At 73.1% G+C, this 24066-nt stretch carries 22 protein-coding genes and 1 tRNA gene; 5 read left to right on the plus strand and 18 right to left on the minus strand.

The features are described 5' to 3' along the window. The 12 genes from LG943_RS02635 to LG943_RS02690 form a co-directional block, all read right to left on the minus strand. Complete coding sequence (locus LG943_RS02635) at positions 1-972, minus strand: OmpA family protein (RefSeq protein ID WP_270070518.1); 972 nt, start codon at positions 970-972, stop codon at positions 1-3. Between the two features lie 159 nt (positions 973-1131). Further along, positions 1132-1788, minus strand: coding sequence for a pilus assembly protein TadG-related protein (locus LG943_RS02640; RefSeq protein ID WP_270070519.1), 657 nt, complete (start codon positions 1786-1788; stop codon positions 1132-1134). Positions 1789-1811: 23 nt separating this feature from the next. Continuing rightward, on the minus strand, positions 1812-2033 hold the full coding sequence (locus LG943_RS02645; protein WP_270070520.1) for a hypothetical protein: 222 nt from the start codon (positions 2031-2033) through the stop codon (positions 1812-1814). Between the two features lie 109 nt (positions 2034-2142). Beyond that, complete coding sequence (locus tag LG943_RS02650) at positions 2143-3042, minus strand: type II secretion system F family protein (RefSeq protein WP_270070521.1); 900 nt, start codon at positions 3040-3042, stop codon at positions 2143-2145. Between the two features lie 22 nt (positions 3043-3064). After that, positions 3065-3970: a type II secretion system F family protein gene (locus LG943_RS02655; RefSeq protein ID WP_408648532.1), complete on the minus strand. Its 906-nt coding sequence runs from the start codon at positions 3968-3970 to the stop codon at positions 3065-3067. Between the two features lie 82 nt (positions 3971-4052). Then, complete coding sequence (locus LG943_RS02660) at positions 4053-5405, minus strand: CpaF family protein (protein ID WP_270070523.1); 1353 nt, start codon at positions 5403-5405, stop codon at positions 4053-4055. Between the two features lie 64 nt (positions 5406-5469). Further along, the gene (locus LG943_RS02665) at positions 5470-5838 is read right to left on the minus strand and encodes a TadE/TadG family type IV pilus assembly protein (RefSeq protein WP_270070524.1); all 369 of its coding nucleotides are present in this window, start codon (positions 5836-5838) and stop codon (positions 5470-5472) included. Between the two features lie 23 nt (positions 5839-5861). Beyond that, positions 5862-7505, minus strand: a complete 1644-nt coding sequence (locus LG943_RS02670; RefSeq protein ID WP_270070525.1) for an AAA family ATPase — start codon at positions 7503-7505, stop codon at positions 5862-5864. After that, positions 7505-8332, minus strand: coding sequence for a Flp pilus assembly protein CpaB (cpaB, locus tag LG943_RS02675; RefSeq protein WP_270070526.1), 828 nt, complete (start codon positions 8330-8332; stop codon positions 7505-7507). Before cpaB ends, LG943_RS02670 begins: the two co-directional genes overlap by 1 nt. Positions 8333-8411: 79 nt before the next feature. Continuing rightward, positions 8412-9980, minus strand: coding sequence for a hypothetical protein (locus LG943_RS02680; RefSeq protein ID WP_270070527.1), 1569 nt, complete (start codon positions 9978-9980; stop codon positions 8412-8414). 492 nt (positions 9981-10472) lie between these two features. Further along, on the minus strand, positions 10473-11675 hold the full coding sequence (locus LG943_RS02685) for a hypothetical protein (protein ID WP_270070528.1): 1203 nt from the start codon (positions 11673-11675) through the stop codon (positions 10473-10475). 333 nt (positions 11676-12008) lie between these two features. Next, positions 12009-12413, minus strand: a complete 405-nt coding sequence (locus tag LG943_RS02690) for a nuclear transport factor 2 family protein (RefSeq protein WP_270070529.1) — start codon at positions 12411-12413, stop codon at positions 12009-12011. A gap of 85 nt (positions 12414-12498) precedes the next feature. On the opposite strand from LG943_RS02690, the gene LG943_RS02695 reads away from it, so the two are divergent. Continuing rightward, the gene (locus tag LG943_RS02695; RefSeq protein ID WP_270070530.1) at positions 12499-13122 is read left to right on the plus strand and encodes a TetR/AcrR family transcriptional regulator; all 624 of its coding nucleotides are present in this window, start codon (positions 12499-12501) and stop codon (positions 13120-13122) included. Here LG943_RS02695 and LG943_RS02700 read toward each other — a convergent pair. The 6 genes from LG943_RS02700 to LG943_RS02725 form a co-directional block, all read right to left on the minus strand. Further along, positions 13115-13190: transfer RNA gene (locus LG943_RS02700), tRNA-His, on the minus strand. The genes LG943_RS02695 and LG943_RS02700 overlap by 8 nt on opposite strands. 74 nt (positions 13191-13264) lie before the next feature. Continuing rightward, a complete protein-coding gene (orn, locus tag LG943_RS02705; RefSeq protein WP_270070531.1) occupies positions 13265-13912 on the minus strand; it encodes an oligoribonuclease in 648 nt (215 codons plus the stop codon). Between the two features lie 112 nt (positions 13913-14024). Continuing rightward, positions 14025-15830, minus strand: coding sequence for a DUF2510 domain-containing protein (locus tag LG943_RS02710; RefSeq protein WP_270070532.1), 1806 nt, complete (start codon positions 15828-15830; stop codon positions 14025-14027). A gap of 63 nt (positions 15831-15893) precedes the next feature. After that, positions 15894-16568 (minus strand): hypothetical protein, encoded by a 675-nt coding sequence (locus tag LG943_RS02715; RefSeq protein ID WP_333486316.1) that lies wholly within the window; start codon positions 16566-16568, stop codon positions 15894-15896. Positions 16569-16718: 150 nt separating this feature from the next. Then, positions 16719-18527 (minus strand): substrate-binding and VWA domain-containing protein, encoded by a 1809-nt coding sequence (locus LG943_RS02720; RefSeq protein WP_270070533.1) that lies wholly within the window; start codon positions 18525-18527, stop codon positions 16719-16721. 255 nt (positions 18528-18782) lie between these two features. Then, entirely contained in the window at positions 18783-20477 is a 1695-nt protein-coding gene (locus LG943_RS02725) for a substrate-binding and VWA domain-containing protein (RefSeq protein ID WP_270070534.1), read from the minus strand. Between the two features lie 431 nt (positions 20478-20908). Here LG943_RS02725 and LG943_RS02730 point away from each other — a divergent pair, with 431 nt between their 5' ends. The 4 genes from LG943_RS02730 to LG943_RS27730 all read left to right on the plus strand — a co-directional run. Then, entirely contained in the window at positions 20909-21337 is a 429-nt protein-coding gene (locus LG943_RS02730; protein WP_270070535.1) for a hypothetical protein, read from the plus strand. A gap of 94 nt (positions 21338-21431) precedes the next feature. Next, entirely contained in the window at positions 21432-22247 is an 816-nt protein-coding gene (locus LG943_RS02735) for a TrmH family RNA methyltransferase (RefSeq protein ID WP_270070536.1), read from the plus strand. A gap of 200 nt (positions 22248-22447) precedes the next feature. Further along, entirely contained in the window at positions 22448-23365 is a 918-nt protein-coding gene (locus LG943_RS02740; protein ID WP_270070550.1) for a 2-hydroxyacid dehydrogenase, read from the plus strand. Positions 23366-23975: 610 nt separating this feature from the next. Continuing rightward, the coding region (locus tag LG943_RS27730) for a helix-turn-helix domain-containing protein (protein ID WP_408648533.1) at positions 23976-24066 on the plus strand (91 nt) is incomplete at its 3' end.

Genomic DNA, 24066 nt, shown 5'->3' on the forward strand with positions numbered 1-24066 from the left:
TTATTTCGCGAAGGTTATCGTGACCCGGCGGTTTTTCGATCTCCCCTCCTCGCTGTCATTGTTGGCAATGGGTTGACCGGAACCGTGACCTGCCACTTCATAGGAGATCCCATCCTTCTCCACGAGTTCGGCCAAAGCATCACGTACAGCTCGCGCCCGGTCTTCGGAAAGCGGGACGTTGACGCTGTCGTTCCCGGTGTTGTCGGTATGGCCCTCCACGCTGACTGTCTGTGCGGAGGAACCGTCGATCTCTCTGGCGACTTGCTGGATGACCTCTTCCGCGGCTTTGTCGAGAGCCGATTCGTTGGTCTCGAACAGAACGTCCGAAGAAAGGGAGATCGCGACCTCTTCGGAGGTCTCCTCGCGCGTGGAGTCATCCTCCAATCCTTCCTGGAGGCTGCGCACATCCCATATTTGCGGCGGAGAAAGCCCCTGGGCCGGTTCCTCGACCCTCTCACCTGGAGAGTCAGTCAGGGGAATGTCCATGATCGGGGGCGCCGCGTAGGACATGAAGATCATGTGCTTAACACCGTCGGGCGGAGCTGGGAACGCGACCCACGCTCGCACCGACTCGCCAGGTGCGAGGGAGGTGTTGTTCCAGGACTCGCAATAGCAGGTGCCATCCTCGTAGAGAAGGGGAAGATGTTTCTTGCTGTTGCTGCCGTCGATCAAGGTCAAGGACTGAAGATCACCCGGTTCGTCGCCTTCCTGCGGCGGTGAATAGATGGATACGGATTGGGTCGGGCTGACGTTCGATATTGAGAGATCGAGTGTGACGACATCGGAGTTCTGGCGGTTCAGCGAGTGGACATCGATGCGGAACTCGGAACCGATCTCGGTAGACGATGTCGTGGTACTGGCAACGACATCGCCGTCGCCGTCCTCGGAGTTGCCTCCGGTGGGCGGGGCTCCCGATTGTTCGGTGTCTATGGAGTCGTCACCGCCGCCGTCGCCGGAGGAGTCCGAGCTCACGCAAGAGACGGCCACCGCGCAGACCAAGAGCACCAGAAAAAGAGACGTACCACCGTGGCGGAGGCGTGAAGGTATTCTCCAATTTTCCACGAGCATCCCTTTTCCGTGCAGAGTTTGACCGGGACGGGCGTGCAGGAATGACAGCAGCCAGAGCCTGTCCTAGACGGAGGTCCCGATCGGTTTGTAGATGTATTGGCCCTCGCTGTTGGTAAGCCGTACATCGATGGCCCGCCGCGCCTGATTGACGTCGGTGATCTGGACGCCGTCACAGACCAGACCGCCGAGTTCCAGGCCGGATATTCCATACTCGCATTCCGGTATCACGACCTCGGCAATCGCTGCGGCATTTCCGGTATGATTCTCGTCGTGTTCCGGAGTGCCGCAGTCGATATCGGCCCAGTGGCGAGTTCGGTCTTGTTCGAGTTCGGCCTGGCACTCAGCGCTTCGTACCTCGACGCGCACGATATTGCCCAGATTTCCTTGGCTGTCGTCGCTTGCTCGTATGTCGTCGAGGATCGCTCCGTTCTCCTGGGCGTACTGCTCGGCCCTACTTCTTCCTTCTGCGGGATCGTAGAGACGGCTGTAAGGCATGTTGCTCTGGGCCAGTTCCTGCGCGGCGTGTTCGCGGGCGACCCCGGCGGCGGCCAAGGCAGCCGCGTCAGCGGCCGTCTGTGACTGTGTCCGCAGGTCATTCGCATTTCCGAGCCGGATGAATAGCAGCATGATCGCTACTAGCGACAACGTCAGGCCCACCAGCAGGTACAGGTTGGCCTGGCCACTGTCCGACGCTCTTAGGCGGTGCCGCAGGGCTGACATCACAATCCTCGATCGGCTGTCAACTAGCCCATTTCGGCGAGCAACTCGTCGACGCGCTGCTCCAGGGTGTTAACAAGGTTGTCGAATACCTGCAATTGCAGCAGCGCCACCGCAACTCCGGCGACCAGGACGATCACCGCCGCGTACTCCAGGATGCTGGCGCCCTTGTCTTGTATGGGCTGGGTGAGGTGTTTTGTGATCATTGCTCGTGTTCGGGCTTGTAGGGACAGCAGACGGTAATGCATTCAGCCCTCCCGGGGGTGTGCGAAGGGCTTGGGGGCCCTGGCGACAGTTATTAAGTTACGGGGGCCGGGACCTGTTGTGTAGGGGTGGGGGCCGGGTGTGGATGGGGGGTTAGCCACCGAGGACTCCGGTGAAGTCGATGCCCGAGCCGAGGATCATGGCGCCGCCTACCAGGAGGAGCAGGCCGGGGAGCATGGTGGCGGCGGTGATCCCCGTGACCCGGGGGTTGAGGCGCTGGGCCTTGCGGCGCATGTACTGGGCGTCCTGGCGGCGCATGTCCTGGCCGATGTTGAGGAGGGTGTGGGAGAGCGGGGCGCCCAGTTCCTCCGACTGCTGGATGGCCGTCACGAACTTGCCCAGGGCCTCGTTGCTGTTGCGCTGGCGCAGGGCCTGGAACGCCTCCCGGCGGCTGGTGCCGAGGTCCATCTGGCGCAGGACGATGCGGAACTCGTCGGCCAGGGTGCCGGGCATGGAGTCGGCGACGCGGGCCAGGGCCTGGCGGAAGGCCAGACCCGCGCCGACGCTGACCGCCAGGACGTCGAGGAAGTCGGGGAGCTGGCGCTGGATGTCGTCCTGGCGCTGGCGGGTCTTCAGCAGCAGGTCGGCGTCGGTCAGGACGACGAAGCACAGCGCCAGCATGGCGAGCATGGTCTGGCCCCGGGTCAGCAGCAGGACGGCGGCGGTGCTGTAGAGCAGGATTTCGCCGACCTTGCGCTGGAGGTAGCGCTCCACGGTCAGCCCCTCGGGGCGGCCGGCGGCCTCGATGCGCAGGCGGATGCCCTCCTCGCGCTCGGGGCCCACCAGCTCCTTGACCGCGCCGACGAACGGGCGGCCGATGAGTTCGGTGATCCGGTTGAGGATGAACGTGGACGGCCGCTTGGGCTTGGGCGGGGCCAGGGAGATGTCGCCCGCCACCTCGCTCTGCTTGGTGAACAGGTAGACACCCCAGCAGAAGACGGCCACGACCGCGGCGGCGGCCAGGCCGAGCGCGAGGATGAGCACGAAGGACATGAGGGCTCCGGGGGCGTGGCGGCTAGAAGTCGATCTTGGTGGTGATCCTGCGCACCAGCAGGAAGCCGGTCAGGAACAGGCCGCAGGACAGGGCCAGCACGACGGTCCCCGCCGGCGACTCGGTCATGGTGCGGATGGCGTCGGGCTGGAGCATGTTGACGAGGAACAGCGCGCCCACGCCCATGGCCAGCAGCGCCCACGCCGTGGACGTGGTCTCGGTGAGGATCGTGTGCACCTCGCGGCGCGACTCCTTGCGCTCCTCCAGGGTCTCGGCGATCGACCGCAGCGCCGTGACCAGCGCGCCGCCCGAGCGCGCCGACACCAGCAGGGTCGAGATCAGCACGCCGATCTCGCGCGAGGGCATGCGCTCGCGCAGCTCCCGCATCGCCTCGTCGAAGGGCTGGCCCAGCTTCAGCGACTCCGCCGCCCGGCGCAGCTCCGAACCCGCCGGGTCGTCCAGCTCCTCGGCCGCCATGTCGATGGCCGTGGGCAGCGCCAGTCCCGCCTGGGTGGCGTTGGACAGCACCCGGGCCAGCTCCGGCAGTTGCGCGGTGAACTCCTCCTTGCGCCGCTCCTCCTGGCGCTTGAGGTAGGCGAAGAAGATGAAGCCGACCCCCACCGCCGCAGCCAGCCCGAACACCGGCGCCAGCGCCTGCCACACGAACACGATGGCCAGCGCCGCCGCGCCCACCAGCAGCAGGACGAAGGTCGACACCTTCACCTTGACCCCCGCCCGCGCCAGCCGGTGCTCGATGCGCCGGCCCGGCTCGGTGCGCCGCAGCACGACGTCCAGCCGCGCCAGGGGGGTGTTGGCGCGCCGCTCGACCTCGTGCAGCGCGCTGCGCGAGGCCAGCTGCCGCCGCTGGACGGTGCCGTCGATGTAGACCACCAGGCCCCAGATGAAGACGCTGATGGTGACCAGCGACATGGCCAGGATGATCACGGTGTAGGTCACGGCCCGACCTCCGGGGACGACTCGTGCGCCGTGCGGCGGGCGCTGGCGGTGGGGGTCACAGCGGGACCTCCGGGAGGGTGAAGTCCGTGCGCGCGGAGCGCCGCGCCTGCGGGGCCGGCTGCACCCCGAACGCCGCCGGCACGGTCTCGCCGGCCGCGTGGATGCGCGTGGCGATGTGGCGCGGCAGCGGGAACCGGCGGAACTCGCCGCGCACCGTGCCGCTGCCGTCCTGGGGGTAGGCCTCGAACTTCAGCATGGGCTCCAGCCGGAACTCCTCCTGGCGGGTGGAGGCCACCACCGCGACCTCGGCCACCCGGCGCGAGCCGTCGGGGTAGCGGCTCAGGTGCACGATCACGTCCACGGCCGCGTTGATCTGGTCGCGCAGCGCCTCGAACGGGATCTTCACCTCCGACATCGACGCCAGCGTCAGCAGCCGGTGCACCGCGTCCTCGGCGGAGTTGGCGTGCACGGTCGCCAGCGAGCCGTCGTGGCCGGTGTTCATCGCCTGCATCATGTCCAGGGTCTCGGCCCCGCGGACCTCGCCGACGATGATCCGGTCGGGCCGCATCCGCAGGGAGTTGCGGACCAGGTCGCGGATGGTGATCTGCCCGGCGCCCTCGATGTTGGGCGGGCGGGCCTCCAGCCGGATCACGTGCTCCTGCTGGAGTTGGAGTTCGGCGCTGTCCTCGATGGTCACCACGCGCTCGTGCGCCGGGACGAAGCTCGACAGCGCGTTGAGGAAGGTGGTCTTGCCGGTGCCGGTGCCCCCCGAGATCACCACGTTGAAGCGGGCGCGCACCAGCGACGCCAGCAGCACCGCCGTGGCGCCGTCGACGCTGCCCTTGGCCACCAGCTCCTCGACCGTGAACGGCTTGGGGAACCGGCGGATCGTGATGACCGGACCGCTCAGCGACAGCGGCGGGATGATCACGTTCACCCGCTCGCCGGTGGGCAGCCGGGCGTCGACCATCGGGCTGGACTCGTCGATGCGCCGGTTGACCTGCGACACGATCCGGTCGATCGTCTGCATCAACTGCTCTTCGCTGGTGAAGGCGGTGTCGATGCGGTGCACCCGGCCCCGCTGCTCGATGTAGATGTTGTCGGGGCCGTTCACCATGATCTCGGTGATGCTCTCGTCGGCCAGCAGCGGCTCCAGCACACCCAGCCCCAGCGCCTCGTCCACGACGCGCCGGACCAGCGTGCCGCGTTCGCGGTCGCTGAGCACCGGCCCCTCGCGGGAGATGATGTGGCCCACGACCTTCTCCAGGCGCGTGCGCCGCTGCTCCAGGGTGAGGGCGGCCATGTCGTCCAGGTTGACCTCGTGCAGCAGCCGCTGCCGCCAGTGGGCGATCTGGTCGATGGGGTGGTCGTTGCCGTGGTCCTCGGTGAGGCGGTCTTTCAGTGCCATGGGCGTACCTGGGAATCGGTCGGGCCAAACGGGCGGGCGGATCGGGCGGCGGGGGTCGCGGGGGTCATAGCGGCATGTCCACGCGCCGGGTCAGGTCGAGGTCGAAGCCGGGGGTGGGGAACATCAGCGGGAAGTCCACCGCGATCTCGGTGTAGTACCCGCCCTCACCGTTCTCTCCCACCGTCACCTCGGCCTGATCCAGCCATGTCGGCAGCGCCGCGCGGGCGGTGGAGCCCGCCGCGTCCAGGCCCTGGAGGCCGGCGACGCGCGCACCCGCCCGCGCCGCGTGCTCCATGCGCTCGGCGGCGATGAACGCGAAGAAGGTCTCCAGCGCGATGGTCGCCACGAGCACGAACAGCGGGAAGTACGCGGCGAACTCCAGGATCTGCGACCCCCGGTCGCCGCGCCGCCGTGCCCGCGTGTGCGCTCGCATGACTCACCTTTCGTCGTGCCACGTCAGCCCTCGGGCAGGATCAGCGCCTGGCTGCTGATCCGCCACGGGCCGTCGACGCCGGGCAGGAACACCGGTGTGGCGATGCTGACCTGCACGGCCTCACCGCCCTCGGTGTCGATGATCTCGACCGAGAAGGTCCCCTCCTCGTTCCAGGGCGGGCTGACCCGCTTGGCCGCCTCCTCCTCGACCGCCTCCAGGTCGGAGGGGTCGATGGCGGCCTGGCGCGCGCCCTCGTTGGCGGCGTGGGAGGCGAACATCCCGGTCAGTCCCACCAGCAGGATCTGCCAGGTGATCAGCAGCGCCAGCCCGACGAACGGCAGCGTCGAGGCGAACTCCACGAACAGCGCCCCGGAGTCGCCGCGCCGCCGCCACGCGCGGACCCGGCGCCCGCGCGGCGAGGTGAGGTCGGGGTCGACCTCCAGCGGCCCCGACGGGGAGAACACCGCGGACTCCCCGGGGCCGGTCTGGTCGTAGGGCGACTCCGGCCGGTTCAGCATGCCCAGCTCGCCGGCGATCTGGGCGTAGGCCCGCAGCAGGTTCTCGTCGGTCAGCCGCGCCGGATTGCCGGTGTTGGCGGCCTCCTCGACCGCGCGGAAGGCCGCCGGGACCGTGGTGCGCAGGGTGGGCGTGGCCAGCAGCTTGCGCGCGAAGTCGGGCTGGATCTCGTTCTTGCGGCTGTGCCGCATCAGCAGCACGGTGGTGTTGCGGGAGTCGCGGATCTGGAGCCGCCCCCACATCGCCACCACCCGCTGGGCGGCGCGCAGCGCCGGAAGGTCGGGGTTGACCAGCAGCACCGCGGTGTCTGCCAGCTCCACCGCCATGGCCGTGGCCTCGGTGGTGGCGGCGCCGCAGTCGACGATCACCAGGTCGTAGCGCGACCGCAGCGCCCCCAGGATCTGGCGGGTGGCGCGGCCGGTGACGTCCTCGCCGCGCTCGCCGTCGTTGGGCGCCAGCAGGATGTGCAGGCCCTCGGGGTGCACGTACAGGGTGTCGGCCAGCATCGAGGCGCTGATGTCGTCGGACGCCTCGACCAGGTCCACGATGCTGCGCCGGTGCTTGAGGTCGAAGTAGCCGGGGATGTCGCCCGACTGGAGGTCGAGGTCCACCAGGCACACCAGCCGCCCCGAGCGGGCCGCGATGCGCGCCAGGTGGATGGCGCTGGTGGTGGTGCCCACCCCGCCCTTGGCCCCCGACAGGGTGATGATCGACCCCTTGCGGCCGTCCATGGGGACGTCCAGCGAGGCGGCCTCCAGGTGGCGGCGCAGGGTGCGCGACCAGTCGGCGGCCGTGGTGACCCGGGCGCCGATCTGCTCGACGGTGGCGTGGGTGGGCAGCACGCTGCGCGCGCCCGCCTCCATGGCGTTGGTGAAGGTGTCGGCGTCGACGTCGTCAACCACGAGGATGACCGCGAGCTGTGGGCGGCTGCGCGACAGGTCGCGGATGAGGTCGAGGACCGGCAGCGGCCCCATGCGCTCGTGCACCAGGACGACGTCGAGCGTGGGCACCTGCCCCACGCTGTCGCTGATCTCCTGCGAGGAGCGGTGCACACCCACCACCTCGCAGTCGAGCAGTTCCTCGAAGCGCGCGGTCAGCGCGGCCTCGACGTCGGCCGAGGGCACCCCGAGCATGACCTGGTAGGTGCTCATCACTCGCCCTCGGGCTGGTCGGCCGCGGGGGACTCCTCGGCGCCGGCGGAGGGCTCGGCGGCGCCGGGCGCGACGGTGCCGCCGGCCTCGGCGTCGTCGGCCTGCTCCTCGATCAGCTCCAACTGGTCCTCGGTGCAGAACTCCAGGTTGCCGGGGTCGCCGGAGCCCTGCGGGCTGACCGCCGCCAGCCGCAGGCTGGTGGCGAACGCCTCGGCGTAGGTGAGGTTGAGCGCCTGCTCGGGCGTGAGGCGGAAGGTGACGGGCACGACGCTGTTGGTGTCGCCGGTGGTCTCGTCGATGGAGGACCCGATGTCGCCGATGTCGAGGATCTCGATGTTGGTCAGCACTCGGTAGGCGCACGCCTGGGCCTGGCCCTCGCCCGGGTTGAACGCGGCGTAGACGTCCACCCGCGACTGGCGCACCACCTTGCCGGCCACCCCGGTCTCGGCGTCGACCATGATCGCGATCTCGCGCTCGCCCTCCTCGAGGTCGGGCGCGGGGATCACCATGCTGCGTTGCAGGAGTTCGCCCTCCTGGAGCGCGCTGGAGGCCACCGGGAGCCGCCCGACCTCCTCGCTGATCTCGCTGAAGTCGCCGATGAAGGTGTCGGCGTCGAAGAAGCGCGCGGGGACCTCGTACTCCTCCAGCATGTCGGGCGTGATCTGCTCGTAGGGCTGGACGTCCTGGGTCAGCCGCAGGGCCGTGCGGTAGCTGCCCAGTTCGTTGTTGAGCGTGCCCACGTACGACACCACCGTGAGGAACACGGCCACACCGCCGATGGTGGCGATGATCATGAGCAGAATGCCGCGCCGTTGACGAGGGTTCATGGCGCTCCATTTCTAAACGGACGGGGGGCCACTGGGCCGCTGGGGTGGACGGCGCCGGGGCGGGGCTGCCGGGCGGCGCTCATTTGGGGGCGCGGGGGATGGAGAGGTCGTGCGCGCGGTCGTCGTCGGCGGACTCGGCCGAGGCGGCCGAGGACCGGGCGGCCGGCCGCGCGGCGGCGGGGCCGGCGGCCGCGGCGCGCGGACCGGTGTCGGCGCCGGTGACCCCGCCGCCGCGGTGGTGGGCGTGCGGCAGGGCCGAGACCGGGAGCGACGCCGCGTGCGGTGCCGACTGGAGCCGGTAGCCGGGAGGCGCGGTGTCGGCGGGCGCGGGCGGCGAGGGCGCGGCGCCGGCGGGTGCCGGCCCGGCGAGCGCCGCGGACTCCGGCGGCCCGGCGGAGTCGGCGGGACCGCCGTGCAGCGGCGGGAGTTCCTGCGGGACGGGGAGGTCTTCGTCCTCGATCGGCTCGGTGTAGCGCGGGCGCGGCCGCTGCGGCGCGGCGGGGTCGGGACCCGGGTGGGGCGCCGTCGGCGGGCGGTGGGGCGCGCCGGGGCCGGTGGCCGGCGGCGGGCCGGGCACCGGGTGGGGCGCCGGGCCGTGGGCGGGCGCGGGTGTCGGTGCCGGGTGGTGCGCGGGTGCCGGGCCGTGTGCGGGCGGGGATCCCTGGGGGCGGTGCGGGGCGGCCGGCGCCGGGTGCGGTGGCCGGGTGGGCGCGGTGTGCGGCGCGGCGACGGGCGCGGGCGCGCCGGGGGAGGGCTGGGCCGGGGCCTGCGGCGGCCGGGTGCGCCCGGCGGAGGAGGCGCCGGCCGCCGCGCCGCAGAACCGGCACGCCGGTCCCACGGCGGGCTCACCGCACCAGGAGCAGGTGGTGGGCCGCACCGAGCGGGCGGGGTCGGTGAGGGCTCGCGGGTGGGCGCTGAACGCCACGAACTCCACGTACTTGGCCGAACCCCAGTAGAGCGACCCCAGCGGCTGCGGCGGCAGCCGCCGCACCGCGACCGCCCGCATGACGGGCAGGAACTGCTCCTCGAAGGCCGAGGGGTCGACGTTGTCGCCGCAGGAGTGCAGCACCTGCACGGGCTCCTGCGGGCGGAACGGCACCACGGAGGCGGGGTCGGCCTTGTTGACGCGGCCCACCTGGGGCACCGGCGAGCACACGGCGAGGTAGGTGACCCCCGGCGCGAACGAGCCGAGGTGCTGGCGCACCGAGATCGGGATGGTCGCGAGGTTGGCGACGTTGCGCAGCCAGCCGCCCGCCAGGGTGTGCCGGGGGAGTTCGTCGGCCAGGCCGGCGATCATGCCCGGCGGGAGGTAGGGCGACAGGTAGGCGAGCTGGTCGGCGATCAGCGAGAGCGCCAGGGGCGAGAGGTCCATGCCCACCGCCGCGACGGAGTCGGACAGCAGCGCGCCGCGCGCGAAGGCGACGGCGCGCCGCGCGGGTTCGCCCCGCCAGCGCGGGTAGAGCGCCACCACCTTGGCCCCCTGGGCGGTGTGGTAGCGGGCGAACTCCACGAACGCCCCCGCCTGACCGGCCAGGTCGTGACCGTCCAGGGCGAAGCGCGCCGCCTGGGTCCCGCCGAGATGCCCCGTGGTGGGGATGTCGGCGAGCAGCGCGACGACGCTGGAGGGCCTGGGGTGGTCAGAGGTCACGGGGCAAGCTCCCGGGGGTTGCGGGCTTGGTCTGGCCTTTTTCGACTTTTGTCGGCAGGAGTGTCAACGGGGTACCGACAGGCGCGGCGATAGGGGCGGGTTGGCACTGTCCCGGCATATGGTAACGGGGCGCCGCTGATCAGTGGGGTTAGAGTCGGGTCTCCTGTGCGGCGGTGGGGCTGCCGGTGCGCACGGGACGAACCCGCCCCCCTCACGGACGGCACTGACGTGCGGGATCGTCTGCGGAGCCGCCGATACCGGTCACGGGGCCGGCGCGAGCGGCCGCGCCGAAGCGGTGCGTCGCGGTCGCGCGCCGATTGCGGACGGCTGCGGAATTCCCGGTCCGCGAACCGTTCTTTGAGCTGTATTCATCTATTCCGTCGCCGTTTCGCGTCGGGTTCTCCGCGGTGTCCTCCGAAGTCGGTGGTTCCGAAGTCGGGTGTCCGAAGGGCGGGATAAACACCGCGGAGATTCGGTGGGTGGGCTCTGTTTTCAGTTGTTCGTGGGGGCGCGCAGCGGGTGGCCGGGCCGGCGGCCGTTCGGCGCGACGGGCAGCGACGCGGGGGGTTCGTGGAAGACCGCGACGGGGCGCGGCGCCCGGGCGGGGGGCGCGGTGGGCGCCGGAGCGGGCGGCGGCGAAGGCGGCGGCGCGGTGGTCGCGGCGGCGGGCGCGGACGCGGCGGGCGCGGGTTCGGCGGGCGGCGGGGCGGCGGCCCGCTCGGTGCCGGGTTCGGCGGGCGCGGGTTCGGCGCGCGGCCGGGGGACGGCCATGACCGGTGCGGGCGGCGCGGGGTCGGCGGCGGTGCCCGGGCGCGCGGCTGCCGAGCGGCGGGGGCGTACGCGCGGGGGCGGGGTGTTGGCCGCCGCGCAGAAGGGGCAGCGCCGCACGGCGACGGGTTCGCCGCACCAGGCGCAGGGGGTGGTGGGCACGGATTCGACCGCGCGGCTCAGCGCCTGCGGGTGCACGCTGAACACCGCGAACTCCACCAGGTGGTGGGACTTCCAGTACCGAGGCGCCAGGGGCTGGGCGGGTGCGGTGGCGGTCTGGCTGGGGCGCAGCAGTGGGGCGAGGTGGTCGGCCACGATGTCGGCCGCGGCGTGGCCCGAGGGCGCCGAGAGCATGCCCACCGGGGAGTCGGGGATCATCGGCGGGGGTTCGGGTTCGCCCCGGTGGAAGCGGTCGACCTGCGGCCACGGTGAGCAGTAGGCCAGGAAGGAGGTGCCGGGGGCGTAAGAGGCGAGGTGGCGGCCCAGCGTGGTGGGGAGGTCGGCGAACGAGCCGAGGGTGCGCAGCCAGGCGCCCGCCAGCACGTGGCGGGGGAGTTCGCGGGCCAGCGCCGCCACCAGCCCGGCCGGGAGGTGGGGCGCGAGGTGGGCGAGCTGGTCGGTGACCAGGGACAGCGGCAGCGGCGCGAGTTCGACCGGGACGCCGGCGATGTGGTCGGTGAGCAGCGCCGCGCGCACGAAGCCGATGGCGCGTTCGGCGGGTTCGGCGCGCCAACTGGGGTAGAGCGCCACGACCTTGCGGCCCTGGGCGAGTTCGGCGGCGGTGAAGTCGAGCAGCGGCAGGCAGCCCTCGCGGGGGTCGCCCGCGACGGGCAGGCGCGGCGCGCGCACCGGGCCGAGGTGGCCGGTGGAGGGGATGTCGGCCAGCAGCGCGACCGTGCTGGCCGAGGCGGTGCGGATGGCGGCCATGCGGGCTCCCCTCGGCGGTTGACCGGACAAACGTGCGGGGCAGGGCAGGAGTCGGGCGACGCGTGGGGCGCTGGGGCGGGCGCGGTGCGGCGGAAAATCACCAGGGATTTGTATAGTAGCCAATTCCGATCAGCGCCCGGTGGCGGAAAGAACACGCTGTGGAAAAGCCTCTGTTGCGGTTGCCGGGTCCCCTCGTCCGCGCGCTCCGCCCGGTGGTAGTGGGGAAATCCCCGCGCTGGGCCGCCGCCACACCTCCACCGCGCGGGTTGCGGGCGGCGGTGGAAGGCGCGGCAGGCGCGGCAGGCCCGGCGAGCGCGGACGGTCAGGGGCGGCTCAGGCCAGGGCCGCGGCGAAAGCGGCCGTGTCCTGGTACTCGCGCCAGTGCGCGATGCGCCCGTTGGCGGCCCGCAGCACCACCACGAAGGCGCCTCGCCCCCGGGCGCCGGTCCGCGGGACCGTGGCCGTCAACTGGTACTCGGCGATGATCACCTCGGGGTCGGCGGTCTCGTGGATCTCCACCTCACTGAACCCCTCGAACACCACGGGCAGGGCCTCGCGGCCGGCCCGCGTCATGGCCACCACGTTCTCGCGGCCCTCGGTCCGGCGGTGGGCGGGGGGAGCGAACGGCTGCTCCACGACGACGTCGGGGGCCAGCATCTCCGGGTCGAAGCCGGGGCGTCCGGCGAGGGCGTTGCGCTGGAAGCGGGCGAAAAGGTCGCGCGGGCTCTGCTCGGTCATGGGGCGTCCCTTCGAAGGAGATAAGATGAGCCGAGGCTCATCTTGAAATTATGAGCCATGACTCATCTTGTCAACGAGTGGACCCATGACACCCGAGAAGCCCCTGCGCGCCGACGCCCGGCGCAACCGCGCCCGCATCCTCGCCGCCGCCGAGGAGGTGTTCGCCGAGCACGGGGACGCCGCGTCGACCGAGGAGGTCGCCGCCCGCGCGGGCGTCGCCATCGGCACGGTCTTCCGCCACTTCCCCACCAAGCGCGACCTCCTCGCGGCGATCATGAAGGACCTGAGGGCACGGCTCGTCGACCGGGCGCAGTCCCTCGCCGCCGAGGGCGACCCCGCGACCGCGCTCTTCGACTACTTCGGCTTCCTCGTGGAAAGCTCGGCCCGCATCGGCACCGTGGTGAGCCTCCTCGCCGAGGAGGGGACGTCCGTGGAGCCGGGGGAACAGGTGAGGGCGCTCACCGACAGGTTCGGGGAGTTCCTGGAGGCGGCGCGCGACGCCGGCACCGTGCGGCCGGGCGTCCGCCTCGACGAGGTCATGGCGCTGCTCACCGCCACCGTCCACGGCGCCGTGGCCGGCGCGTGGTCCGACGACCTGCGCCATCGGACGGTGGCCCGGGTCCTGGACGCGCTTCGCGCGGCGGATGGGCCGGGAACGCGAAAGCCCCGCGGCACGGAGTCGTGCGCGGGGCCTTCGGAGCTGGGGTGAGTGAGGGGACTTGAACCCCCGACATCTTGGACCACAACCAAGTGCTCTGCCAACTGAGCTACACCCACCACGGTCGCCGACCGGGCGGGTGCCCGTGCCTGCGTCCGGGAATGATTCTAGCGGACCTCGGGGAGTGCTCCGATCAGTTTTCGGCCCCCGCGCCCTTGGTGTCCGCCGCGTCGGCGAGGCCGGTGCGCCCGGCCACCACCTCGGCCGCGATCGCCCGGGCGCTGGCGCTGTCGGGGCCGGGCGGGGGCACGAACGCGGCCGCGCGGTAGTAGCGCAGTTCGCGGATGCTCTCGGTGATGTCGGCGAGCGCGCGGTGGCCGCCGTGCTTCTCGGGGCTGGCGAAGTAGATGCGGGGGTACCAGCGCCGCAGCAGTTCCTTGATGCTGGAGACGTCGACCATGCGGTAGTGCAGGTGCTCGTCGATCCGGGGCATGTCGCGGGCCAGGAACAGCCGGTCGGTGGCGATGGAGTTGCCGCACAGCGGCGCCTTCTTGGGCTCGGGCACGTACCGCTTGATGTGCTCCAGCACCAGCTCCTCGGCCTCCTGGAGCGGCACCCCGTTGTCCAGGGCGTCGAGCAGCCCGGAGGTGGTGTGCATCTGCGTGACGAAGTCGCCCATCTGGTCCAGCGCCGCCCTCGGGGGCTTGATCACGACGTCGACGCCGTCGTCGAGCTGGTTGAGATCGCCGTCCGTGATCAGACAGGCCACCTCGATCAGCGCGTCGTGTTCGAGGTCGAGCCCCGTCATCTCGCAGTCGATCCACACCAAGCAGTCGTTCATACCGGCTAGCTTAAGCCGTTTCACCAGCGCGGGGCCTCGGCGCGGACAGGGGTGGGGACAGGGGTGCGCAGGCGGCGCCGGCGGCCCGCCTGGGCACCCGCTCCGCGGGCGGTCAGTCCAGCATGCCCAGCAGGTCGGCGTTGCCGGAGAGTTGCAGGTAGGCGCCGCCGACCAGCACCACCAGCAGCAGGATCAGCACGAACATGAAGCAACCCATGCACCCGCCGCAGCCCCCGCGCTTGCGCTCCTTGGGCCGGGGCGGCGGCTGCGGGCGGTTCCACTGGGCGGGGCCGCCGCCGGGGGCTTGACCCCAGCCCGGGGCGCCGGCGGGGCCGTAGCCCCCGGCGGCCGGGTGCGGCGGCTGGGCGGCGTGCGGCGGGAAGCCCATCGGCTGCGGGCCGCCGGGGTAGCCCTGCGGCACCGGCGGCTGGGACCGGTTGCGGCGGCCGCGCCCCTTGGGGGGAGCGGGCGGCTGGGGGCCGTAGGGCGCGGGGGCGTAGCCGGGGCCCGGCGGCGGGGGGTACCCGGAGCCCGGGTGGAAGCCCTGCTGGGGTCCTGACGAGGGCGCCGGGTAGGCGGGGGGCCGGTCGCCGAACCCGTGCTGGGGACCCGAGGGTCCCGGCGCGGACGGCGAGGGTGGGGCGGGGTAGGGGGCCGGCGGGTAGCCCGACGGGGGCGAGGAGGGCGCGGCCCCCGACCCGTAGGAGGGCTGCGGCCCCGACGGCGGCGCCGGGTAGCTGGTCGGGGGTGTGGGATCGGCGGGGGAGGGCTCCGACGGAGTCGCGGGCGCCGCGCCCGCCGGGCGCTCGGCGGCCTCGCGCGCCTCGCGCTCGCGCCGCTCCTCGTCCTCGGCGGCGCGCCGCTTGGCCTCCTCCTCGGCGCGCTTGGCCTGCTCCTGGGCGTACTTGGCCTGCTCCTCCGCGCGCCGCTTGGCCTCGGCCTCGGCCTTCTTGCGCTCCTCCTCCTGGCGCTGCCTGCGCTCCTCGGAGATCTCCGACAGGCCCTCCTTGAGGTCTCCGAGCAGCTTGTTGAAGCTGAACCGCTTGCGCGGCTTGGCCTCGGCCTCGGCCGCGCCGCCGGCGGCGGCGCCCGCGGTGAGCATGGGGTCGTCGGGGTTGAACACCGCCGTGCGGGGCGCGGCGTCGTCGCCGGAGCCCGAGCCGCCGCCCTTGAGGTCGGCGGTGGGGTCGTCGTTGGGCTTGAAGGGGTCGATGTGCATGGTGGAGCCCGCCTGGACGTCGGCGGTGGGCTCCTCGTCGGCGGGGGAGCGGCCGGCGGCGGAGGCGGCGCCGGGGTCGAAGCGCATGGTGGAGCCGGCGGCGCCGCCGGAGATGTCGGCGGTGGGGTCCTCGTCGCCGGGGCGCGCGGAGGTGCGGGGGTCGAAGCGCATGGTGGAGCCGGCCGCCCCGCCGGAGATGTCGGCGGTGGGCTCCTCGTCGGCCGGCTCGGGCCGGATGTGGCCGGATCCGGCCTGGGGGTCGACGCGCATGGTGGCGTCGTCGCCGCGGAGGTCGGCGGTGGGCTCCTCCTCGACGGGGGCCGGGGCCGGCGGCGCCGCCGGGGGCCACTGCCCCGGCTCGATGCGCATGGTGCTGGGCTCGTCGTCGACCTGGTGCGGCTCGGACCGGGGCGGCGCGGCCGGCGGCCACTGGCCGGGGTCGATGCGCATGGTGCTGGGCTCGTCGCCGATGGCGGCGGATCCGCCGAGGTCGGGCGCGGTGCGCTCGGCGTCGGCGTCCGGTGCCGGCGTCCCGCCGAGGTCGGCGGTGGGCTCCTCGGCGTCGGCCCCCGGCGCTCCCCCCTGGATTTCGGAGAGCGAACGCACGTGCTGCGTCCACTCCTCACCGTTCCACCATCGCAGCCGGTCCTCGCCGCCCTGCGGGTCCGCGTACCAGCCTGGCTCGATCGATCCACCCATGGCGCACAGACTAAGGGGTACGCGGACCGGCGCCGACCGCGCTCCCGGCCCCTTCGCGGGGGCTCAGCCGCGGGCCGCCCCCACGTAGGGCCGGGCGCCCGCGCCCGCCGGTTCGGCGGGGGCGAGCACGGGCCGGGGCGGCGGCACGGCGGGGCCGGGCGGCTGCGCGCGGTGGCGGGGGTCCAGGAGCCGCTGCGGGGCGATCGCGCCGGGGCCCGCCGCGGTCGCGCCGGGCACCTGGGAGTGCCCGAAGTGGCCGCCGCGCGCCCACAGCCGCTCGTCGCCGCGCTCGGCGGCCGGTCCGGGGTTGGCCGGCGGTGGACCCGCCGGCCAACGTCTGGGCACCCGCCAGGAGTCCAGCCAGCGCAGGATGGGGTCGAGTTCGCGCAGCGGGCTGTCGGTGAAGGGCGCCAGGGTGTGGCCGATGACCTGGATGACCAGGCACACCCGCCCCTCGCAGGCGCGGTCGGTGCCCTCGGCGGTGAGCTGGCCCGCCGCCGGCGCGGTCGCGGGCAGCAGTTGCACGGTCTCGCCGGTGAGAGGGTTCCACACCAGGTGGGCGCTGCGCCCGTCGGCGTTGAGGCGCTGGGCCACCGCCCGCGCCGAGAGCGCGGCGGGGTCCGACTCGGTCGTCGTCCACACCGCGCGCGGCGCGCCGCCCTGGAGCTGTCCTCCCCTCGCGTTCGAGCAGGGGACCCGTTTGGCGCCCGGCATCCACGCGTCGACCACAGCAGCCACCTCTCACCGCTCCCTTGCGTACCGACCCTCCCTTTGAGTACGTGAAGTCGTCCGCTAAGTCCAGAGTCGGGCGGATCTGGGCACCCGCAGGACAGGATGAACTAACCCCGCCGTCGGACCGCCCCGCCCGCCCCGCCCGGGGCGCCGCGGCTACCCGCCGGACGCGTCCGCGCCCTGCCCGGCGGTCGGCTCCAGGCGCTGGGAGAACGCCTGGAGGAAGATGTCGCCGATCTCGGTGGCGTCCTCGGTGGTGTAGGCCGCGCCGCCGGTGACCTCGGCGATGCGCTCCAGCGGCTCGGGGTCGATGTCGGGGCCGAAGGCGATCGTGAAGACGGGGATGGGCCGCACCGTCGAGGACTCCTCCTCCAGGGTGGTCAGCAGCTCCTCCAGGGCGATGCTGTCGGGGTCGTCGTTGTTGCCGTCGGTCAGCATCAGGATGGAGTTGACCCGGTCGGGCTTGTAGGTCCGCGACATCTGCCGGTAGGCCGCGAGGTAGGTGTCGTAGAGCCCGGTGTCGCCGTCGGGCACCGGCTGGAGCCGGGTGAGCGTGGTCTCCAGCGCGTCCTTGTGCGTCTGGCCGTCGACCTCGGCGGTCAGCTCCCGCACCGGCAGCAGCTCCTCGTAGTCCAGGTCGTTGTTGATCCCCACGGAGAACCGCCACAGCCCGTGCTCGGCGTCCTCGGGGAAGAGGTTGAGGCCCTCGACGGCCGCCGTGGTGGTGACCTGCATGCGGTTCATCCCGGTGCCGGGGACCTCCTCCAGCATCGAGCCCGACACGTCCACCACCGTCAGCAGCCGCGAGTCGAGCTTGAGCCGGTTCCACGCCTGGGTGAGGCGCTGCACGTTCTGCGTGGAGGGCACCGGCAGGTCCTCGGGCGTCCGCCGCTGGAACCCCTCGGCCGGGTCGAGCACATCGGGGTCGGCGGTGCCGTCCGGGGTGCGGAACCCGTGGGCGGTGATGACCTCCTGGGCGGCGTCGCGGGTCAGCCGCTCGCGGAACAGGTCGGCCGCGCGCGAGACGACCGGGTCGGTGCTGCGGTCGATGTAGGGGTAGTCGAGGGCGTAGGTGCCGCCGGCGGGGTAGCCGACGCGGGCGGGCGAGCGCTCGTGCTCGGAGTTGTAGCGCCAGGCGGCCTGCTCGGAGATCACCAGCACCCGGGCGGACTCCCCCTCCTCGGTGAGGGCGCCGAAGGCGGCCTCCTCGTCGGGGGCCACCCCGCGCTGGAGCGCCTGGAGGGCGGCCACGAGTTCGGGGCCGTTCTCCTCCTCCTGCTCCTGGCCGATGGCGCCGGCCACGAGCGCGAGCGTGGCCAGCCCGGCGGAGCTGCGCACGGGGTCCACCAGCCCGACGTCGGTGCCGGTGTCGCCGGCGGTGGGGGCCGAGGTGGGCACCAGGGAGTCCCAGGAGGGCGCCTCCTCATCGGCGTCCTCGCCCGCGCCGTCGGCCGACGCGGGCCGGGCAAGGACCAGCGGCGAGGACGCCACCGAGGTCCCGGTGTCGGTGAACACCGCGTCGCCGCCGTCCTCCTTGACCAGGTTGGACCACAGGGAGGAGTCGGGGATCCAGACGTCGGAGCCGGTGTCGCCCATGGCCGGGCCCGACCCGGTGATGCCGTAGGTCATGTTGGCCGACTCCGCGCCGCGCACCTCCACCACGACGCAGCGGCCGTCGACGCCGGGGTTGTCGGCGTTGAAGGCGGTGGCGACCTCGCGCAGCGCGGGCGCGATCTCGGGGCTGGCGGCGACGTCCAGGGCCACGTCCTCGCCGCCGCAGGAGCCGCGCCCGGCCAGGACGTACCACCCGGTGATGCCCAGGCCGACCACGACGGCGAGGGCGGCGGCCAGCGCCGTGACGGCCCGGCCGCGCCGCCGGCGCCGCCGCGCGGCGCGGCTGTCGCGCCGGTCGCGGGGGGCCGACCGGGCGGGTTCGTCTTCCGGGGTTCCGCGGTGGCGTCCCAAGATCGTTCCTCACGGGGTCTGGAGCAGGGGAGGGGGATGTGTGGAGAAAGGTACTTAAGTCCGGATTCGGGTTAAAGGCGGGTTAAAAATGGGCCCGCGCCGGCGCGGGCTCCGGATGATCTTGCTCACGGTGCGCGACGGGCGGGCCGCCAGGGCTTTCGCGAAACCCCACGAACCGCCACAGGCGCCCGCCGCGCCCGCCACGCCGGGTGACACTGTTATCCGATCGTGACCGGTGCGGGTGCCCGCCGCGCGCTACTCGCAGTCGGGCACGCACAGCCGGCGCGAGATCGAACTGAGGAAGATGTCGCCGATCTCCCCGGGGTCGTCGGCGACCGAGAGCGTGCCGCTGGTGGCGGCCGCGATCTCCGCCAGTTCGCCCCGCTCGGGCTGGTCGCCGAACGCGATGATGAACAGGGTCACCGGTCGCTCCGGGTCGAACCGATCCTGGAGTTCGGCCACCAGTTCCTGATGGGAGATCTCGCTGGAGCCGTCGTCGCGCCCGGCGGTGAGCACGATGACACTGTTGATGTGGTCCTCCTCGTAGGAGCCGTCCACCGTCTCGTAGGCGGCCAGGATGTTGTCGTAGAGCCGCGCCTGGCCGCCCTCCACGCCGATGTCCTCAGCGATGGCCTGCAACTCCTCCCGGCGGGTGGCGCCGCTGCCGGCGTCGGAGCTGCCCAGTTCCGCCAGCCCCTCGGCCTCCTCGCGGCCGGTCGGCCCGAACCCGCTGGAGAGCAGCCACAGCCCCATGTCGGTGTCGTCGGGGAACAGCGTCAGGCCCAGCAGCGCGGCCTGGCGCGTCACCTCCAGCCGGCTGGGGCCGCCCGGGGCGATGTCGGCCCGCATGTGCCCCGAGACGTCGGCCAGCACCAGCGCCTGGGAGGGCATCGACAGCCGGTTCCAGTCCTCCACCGCCGACAGCAGGGCATCGCCGGTCAGGTCGTCGTGGGTGCGGGGCCGCGCGGGGTCCACCCCGGCCAGGCCCTCCAGCCGGGCCGGCGCCGCGCCGTCGGGGTCGCGGAAGCCCATGTCGCGCAGCCGCTCCCGGTAGCGCTCGCCGCTGAGCACGGCGAACAGGTCGTCGGCCGCCTGGCGCACCACCGGGTCGTCCCCGGCCGTGACGAAGGGGTAGTCGAGGCTGACCGTGCCCTCGCGCGGGTACAGCGCCTCCAGCGGGGTCCGCGGGTCCTCGGCGTTGTAGGCGGCCACGGCCTGCTCGGGCAGCACCGCCACCGGCGCGGCGCCGCCCGGCGCCGGGTACACCCCGGCCGGGTCGATCTCGCCGAAGGCGGTGTCGGGCTGGGCGTCGCGCACGAAATCGGTCATCGCGGTGTCGGCCGCGTCGCCGGTGCCCAGGATCCGGCGCACCGCCTGCATCGCCGCCATGCCGGGCACCCCCCGGTTGGGGTCCACCATCACCAGCGGGCTGGCCTCGGGCCGCTCCTCGGGCAGCAGCGACTCCCAGGTGGCCGCCACCCCCTCGGTGCCGCGCGGCACCGCGATCACCACGGGCGAGGACGCCAGCGAGCGCGGCTCGGTCTCGATCGTGCGCGCGCCCGACTCCGAGACCCGGGCCAGCTCCACCCACGCCGAGGACTCCGGCACCCACACGTCGGGCACCACGTCGGAGCCGCCCCCGCCGCCGCCCGCCAGCTCGGTCATGACCCGGTGCGGCGGGACCTCCGCCGCCTGGGCGTACACGCAGGTGCCGGAGTACTCGCGGCCGGCGTCGTTGAACTCGTCGGCCGCCGCCTGGAGCACCGGGGCGATGCCCAGCGCCCCGGCCACGCGCAGGTAGCGGGTCTCGCCGCAGCCGGCCAGGCGCACGGCGTAGGGGATCGCCACGCTCAGCACGGCGATCAGCGCGACCGCGGCCGCGGCGAATCCGAGCGGGGAGGCCAGCGCGGCGCGGGCGCGCGAGGGCTGGCGGTGTCGGCCGTTGGGCACGTTCTCTCCGAGGGCAGGAGCGCGACGGGGGTCGGGCGACGACCTTACTCGCTGGTAACGAAAGAGAGAAGGGCCACATCCCGCCGCGCAGCGAACCGCGGACCGATGGTGACCACTCATACCGGACATGGCTAGTATGCGTACTCGGCTTCGACCGGTATCTTGCGATACGCGCACTCGCGCGGCCGGACCCTCCCGGCCCGCCGCGGCGCCGGGACGCCGACTCCCTTGCCCGCCAGGTGCGACGGGCGCGATCCCGGGAATCAGGAGCGATGCGGGAGCTTTCCCCGTTGCCCCGATGCGCAACCGAACGACTTCCTAGAGTGGCGGCCATGTCCCAGCGAAACCCCCGCCGCGGACTGCTCGGTTCCATTGGAACCGCGGTCCTCGGTTCGCTCTGCCTCGGTGGAGCGCTCGCCTACGGCCTCGCCGTGGGCGGTTCGATGACCGCTCCCGAACCCCCCGCCGCGGCCGACTCCGAGGCAGACCGGGTCAGCGACCTCAGCACGCTGCCCGAGGCGCCGGTGGGCGACCTGCGCATCCAGGTGGTCGACGAGGGCCACGCCTACGTCCAGAACCTGGAGTGCTCCGGCGACCCCGACTCCGACCCCGGCGCCTGCGCCGAGATCGCCCGCGTGGCCGCCGAATGGGCCGAGGACGACGACCAGGCCTCGGCCGACAACCCCTTCGCCGAGGTCGCCCGCGGCTCGGTCTGCACCGAGCGCGAGTACGGCCCCCAGGAGGCCGTCATCACCGGCACCTGGCAGGGCGAGGAGGTCAGCACCGAACTCAACCGCGCCGACTCCTGCGAGGAGGCGCGCTGGCAGCGGCTGCGCGCCGTCACCGCCCCGCTGGACTGACCCCCGGGCCTACCCCGCCCGGCCGGCGTGCCGGGCCGTGTCCCGTCCGAGCGGCGTTCCGGGCCGCGCCGCCACCGGCCGATAATCGGTGGCCATGGACGTCATCGAGGTGCCCGACCCCGCCGACCCCCGGCTGGCCGACTACGTGCGGCTGCGCGACACCAACCTGCGCCGCAGCATCGAGGTCGAGCACGGCCTGTTCATGGCCGAGGGCGACAAGGTCATCCGCCGGGCGCTCACCGCCGGTTTCGCGCCCCGCTCGCTGCTGCTGACCCGGCGCCGCCTCGATGCCCTGGCCGACCTCGCTGAAGCCGTGGCCGCACCCGTCTACGTGGTGGCCCAGGAGGTCGCCGAGTCCCTCACCGGGTTCGACGTGCACCGCGGCGCCCTCGCGTCCTTCCACCGCCGCCCGCTGCCCGACCCCGGCGCCGTGCTGGAGAAGGCGCGCCGCGTCGTCGTCCTGGAGGACGTGCTCGACCACACCAACGTCGGCGCGATCTTCCGCAGCGCCGCCGGCCTGGGGGTGGACGCCGCCCTCCTGGCGCCCCGCTGCGCCGACCCCCTCTACCGGCGCGCGATCAAGGTGTCCATGGGCGCGGTGTTCACCCTGCCCTACAGCCGGCTGACCGACTGGTACGGCGGCCTGGACCTGCTGCGCGACCGCGGCTTCCACCTCATGGCCCTCACCCCCGCCGCCGACGCGGTGCCGCTGCCCACCGCCCTGGCCGAGGCGGGCGACCGCCCGGCGGCGCTGCTGCTGGGCAGCGAGGGCGACGGCCTGTCCTCGCGCTGGCTGGGCCAGGCCGACACCCCCGTGCGCATCCCCATGGCCGGGCGCGACGTGGACTCCCTCAACGTGACGGCGGCGGCCGCCATCGCCTGCTACGAGCTGACCCGCCCGGCCGGCTGACCACCGGTTCCTCGGGCGGCCGGCACGGGCTTTCCGGGCGGCCGGCACGGGCTCTCCGGGCGGCCGCCACGGGCTCTCCGCACCGGCTCCCGCCCGCCTGACCACGGGCTCCCCGCCCACCGCCGCCCGGGAAGCGCTCCGCTAGGGTGCCCAGCAGCAGAGGACGACCGAGGGGATCGGGGGAGCGGAGCATGGCGGACATGGCCGACCGCGTGCTGGTGCCGTGGGTGGAGAACCGGGACAACGCGCCGGAGGGCGTGGCGTGCGACGTCTTCGACGGCACGGGCGAGCCCGAGGTGGACCTCGCCGAGGTGGCGTTCTACGTGGTGCCCTACGGCCGGGGCACCCGCCTCGACCTGATCGGCCGCATGCCCAACCTGCGCGCCGTGCAACTGCTGACCGCCGGGTACGAGACCGCCCTGGCCGTGCTGCCCGACGGCGTGGAACTGGCCAACGGGCGCGGCCTGCACGACGCCAGCACCGCCGAGCACGCCCTCGCGCTCATCCTGGCCGCCCAGCGCGAGCTGCCCCGCTGGTCGCTGGACCAGCAGGCGCGCCGCTGGGACCCGCACTACACCCGCTCCCTGGCCGACTGCCGGGTGCTGATCGTGGGCTACGGCAGCATCGGCGCCGCGCTGGAGCGGCGCCTGGTGCCCAACGAGTGCGAGGTCGTGCGGCTGGCCCGCCGCGCCCGCCCCGACGAGGGCGTGCACGGCATCGAGGACCTGCACGCGCTGCTGCCCGAGGCCGACGTGGTGGTGCTGACCGCGCCGCACACCCCCGAGACCGAGGGGATGATCGGCGCGGCCGAGCTGGCCCTGCTCGCCGACGACGCCCTGGTCGTCAACGTCGGGCGCGGCCCGCTGCTGGACACCGCCGCCCTGCTCGCGGAGAAGGGCCGGGTGCGGGCTGCCTTGGACGTCACCGACCCCGAGCCGCTTCCCGCCGACCACCCGCTGTGGGAGGCGCCCAACGTCTACATCACCCCGCACATCGGCGGCGGCGCGGCGGCGTTCTACCCGCGCGCCCGCAAGTTCGTGGACGAGCAACTCCGCCGCTGGGCGGCGGGCGAGCCGCTGGCCAACGTCGTGCGCCCGGGTGCAGCAGGGCGGGAGTAAGAGCGGCGGAGCCGCTGGGCCGGGCGTGCGGTGAGCGGCCCCGGGGCGGGTTGCCGGGGTGGCGTCGGGGCGCCGAGGCGAGGCGTGGGTCCGGGGCCGCCGCCATCGGTCCCGGGGCGGATGGTCGAAGTGGCATCGGGGCGCCGAGGTGGGTCGCAGCCCTAGGTCCACCGCCATCGGTCCCGGGGCGGGTGGCCGGAGTGGCGTCGGGGCGCCGAAGCGAGGCGCAGCCTTAGGGCCGCAGTGATCGTTCGCCGGGGCGGATGGTGGCGGTGGCGTCGGGGCGCCGAGGCGAGGCGCGGCGTCGGGGCCGCGATCATCGGTCAGCGGGCTGGTGATCGCGGGAGCGACGGCGGCGGTCCGGTGCCCGGCCTCCGCGCGGGATGGGCTTGGGAAGACGGCGGATGAGGAGAATCCGCATCTCGTCGGCGTGAGGTGCGGAGTTTCCTCATGATTTGCCCGTTTTGCTCACGGTCAAGGCAGTCGCAGGGGTGTCCTGGAGGCCCCAGCGGGGGCCGAGTGTCCGAATAGTGAGACGATCATGGTGGGCGCCGGGTGGGTTCTAGTTTTTGTTGCGACAGTGTGGTCTGTGATGGAAAGGGGGGCGGGGATGCCGGGGCGCCGGTTGAGTGTGGCCGAGCGCGAGGAGATCGCCGTGGGAATCGCCGCCGGTGAGAGCATCGCTGAGATCGCGCAGCGCA

Source organism: Streptomonospora mangrovi, assembly GCF_027604915.1.
Classification (GTDB): domain Bacteria; phylum Actinomycetota; class Actinomycetes; order Streptosporangiales; family Streptosporangiaceae; genus Streptomonospora; species Streptomonospora mangrovi.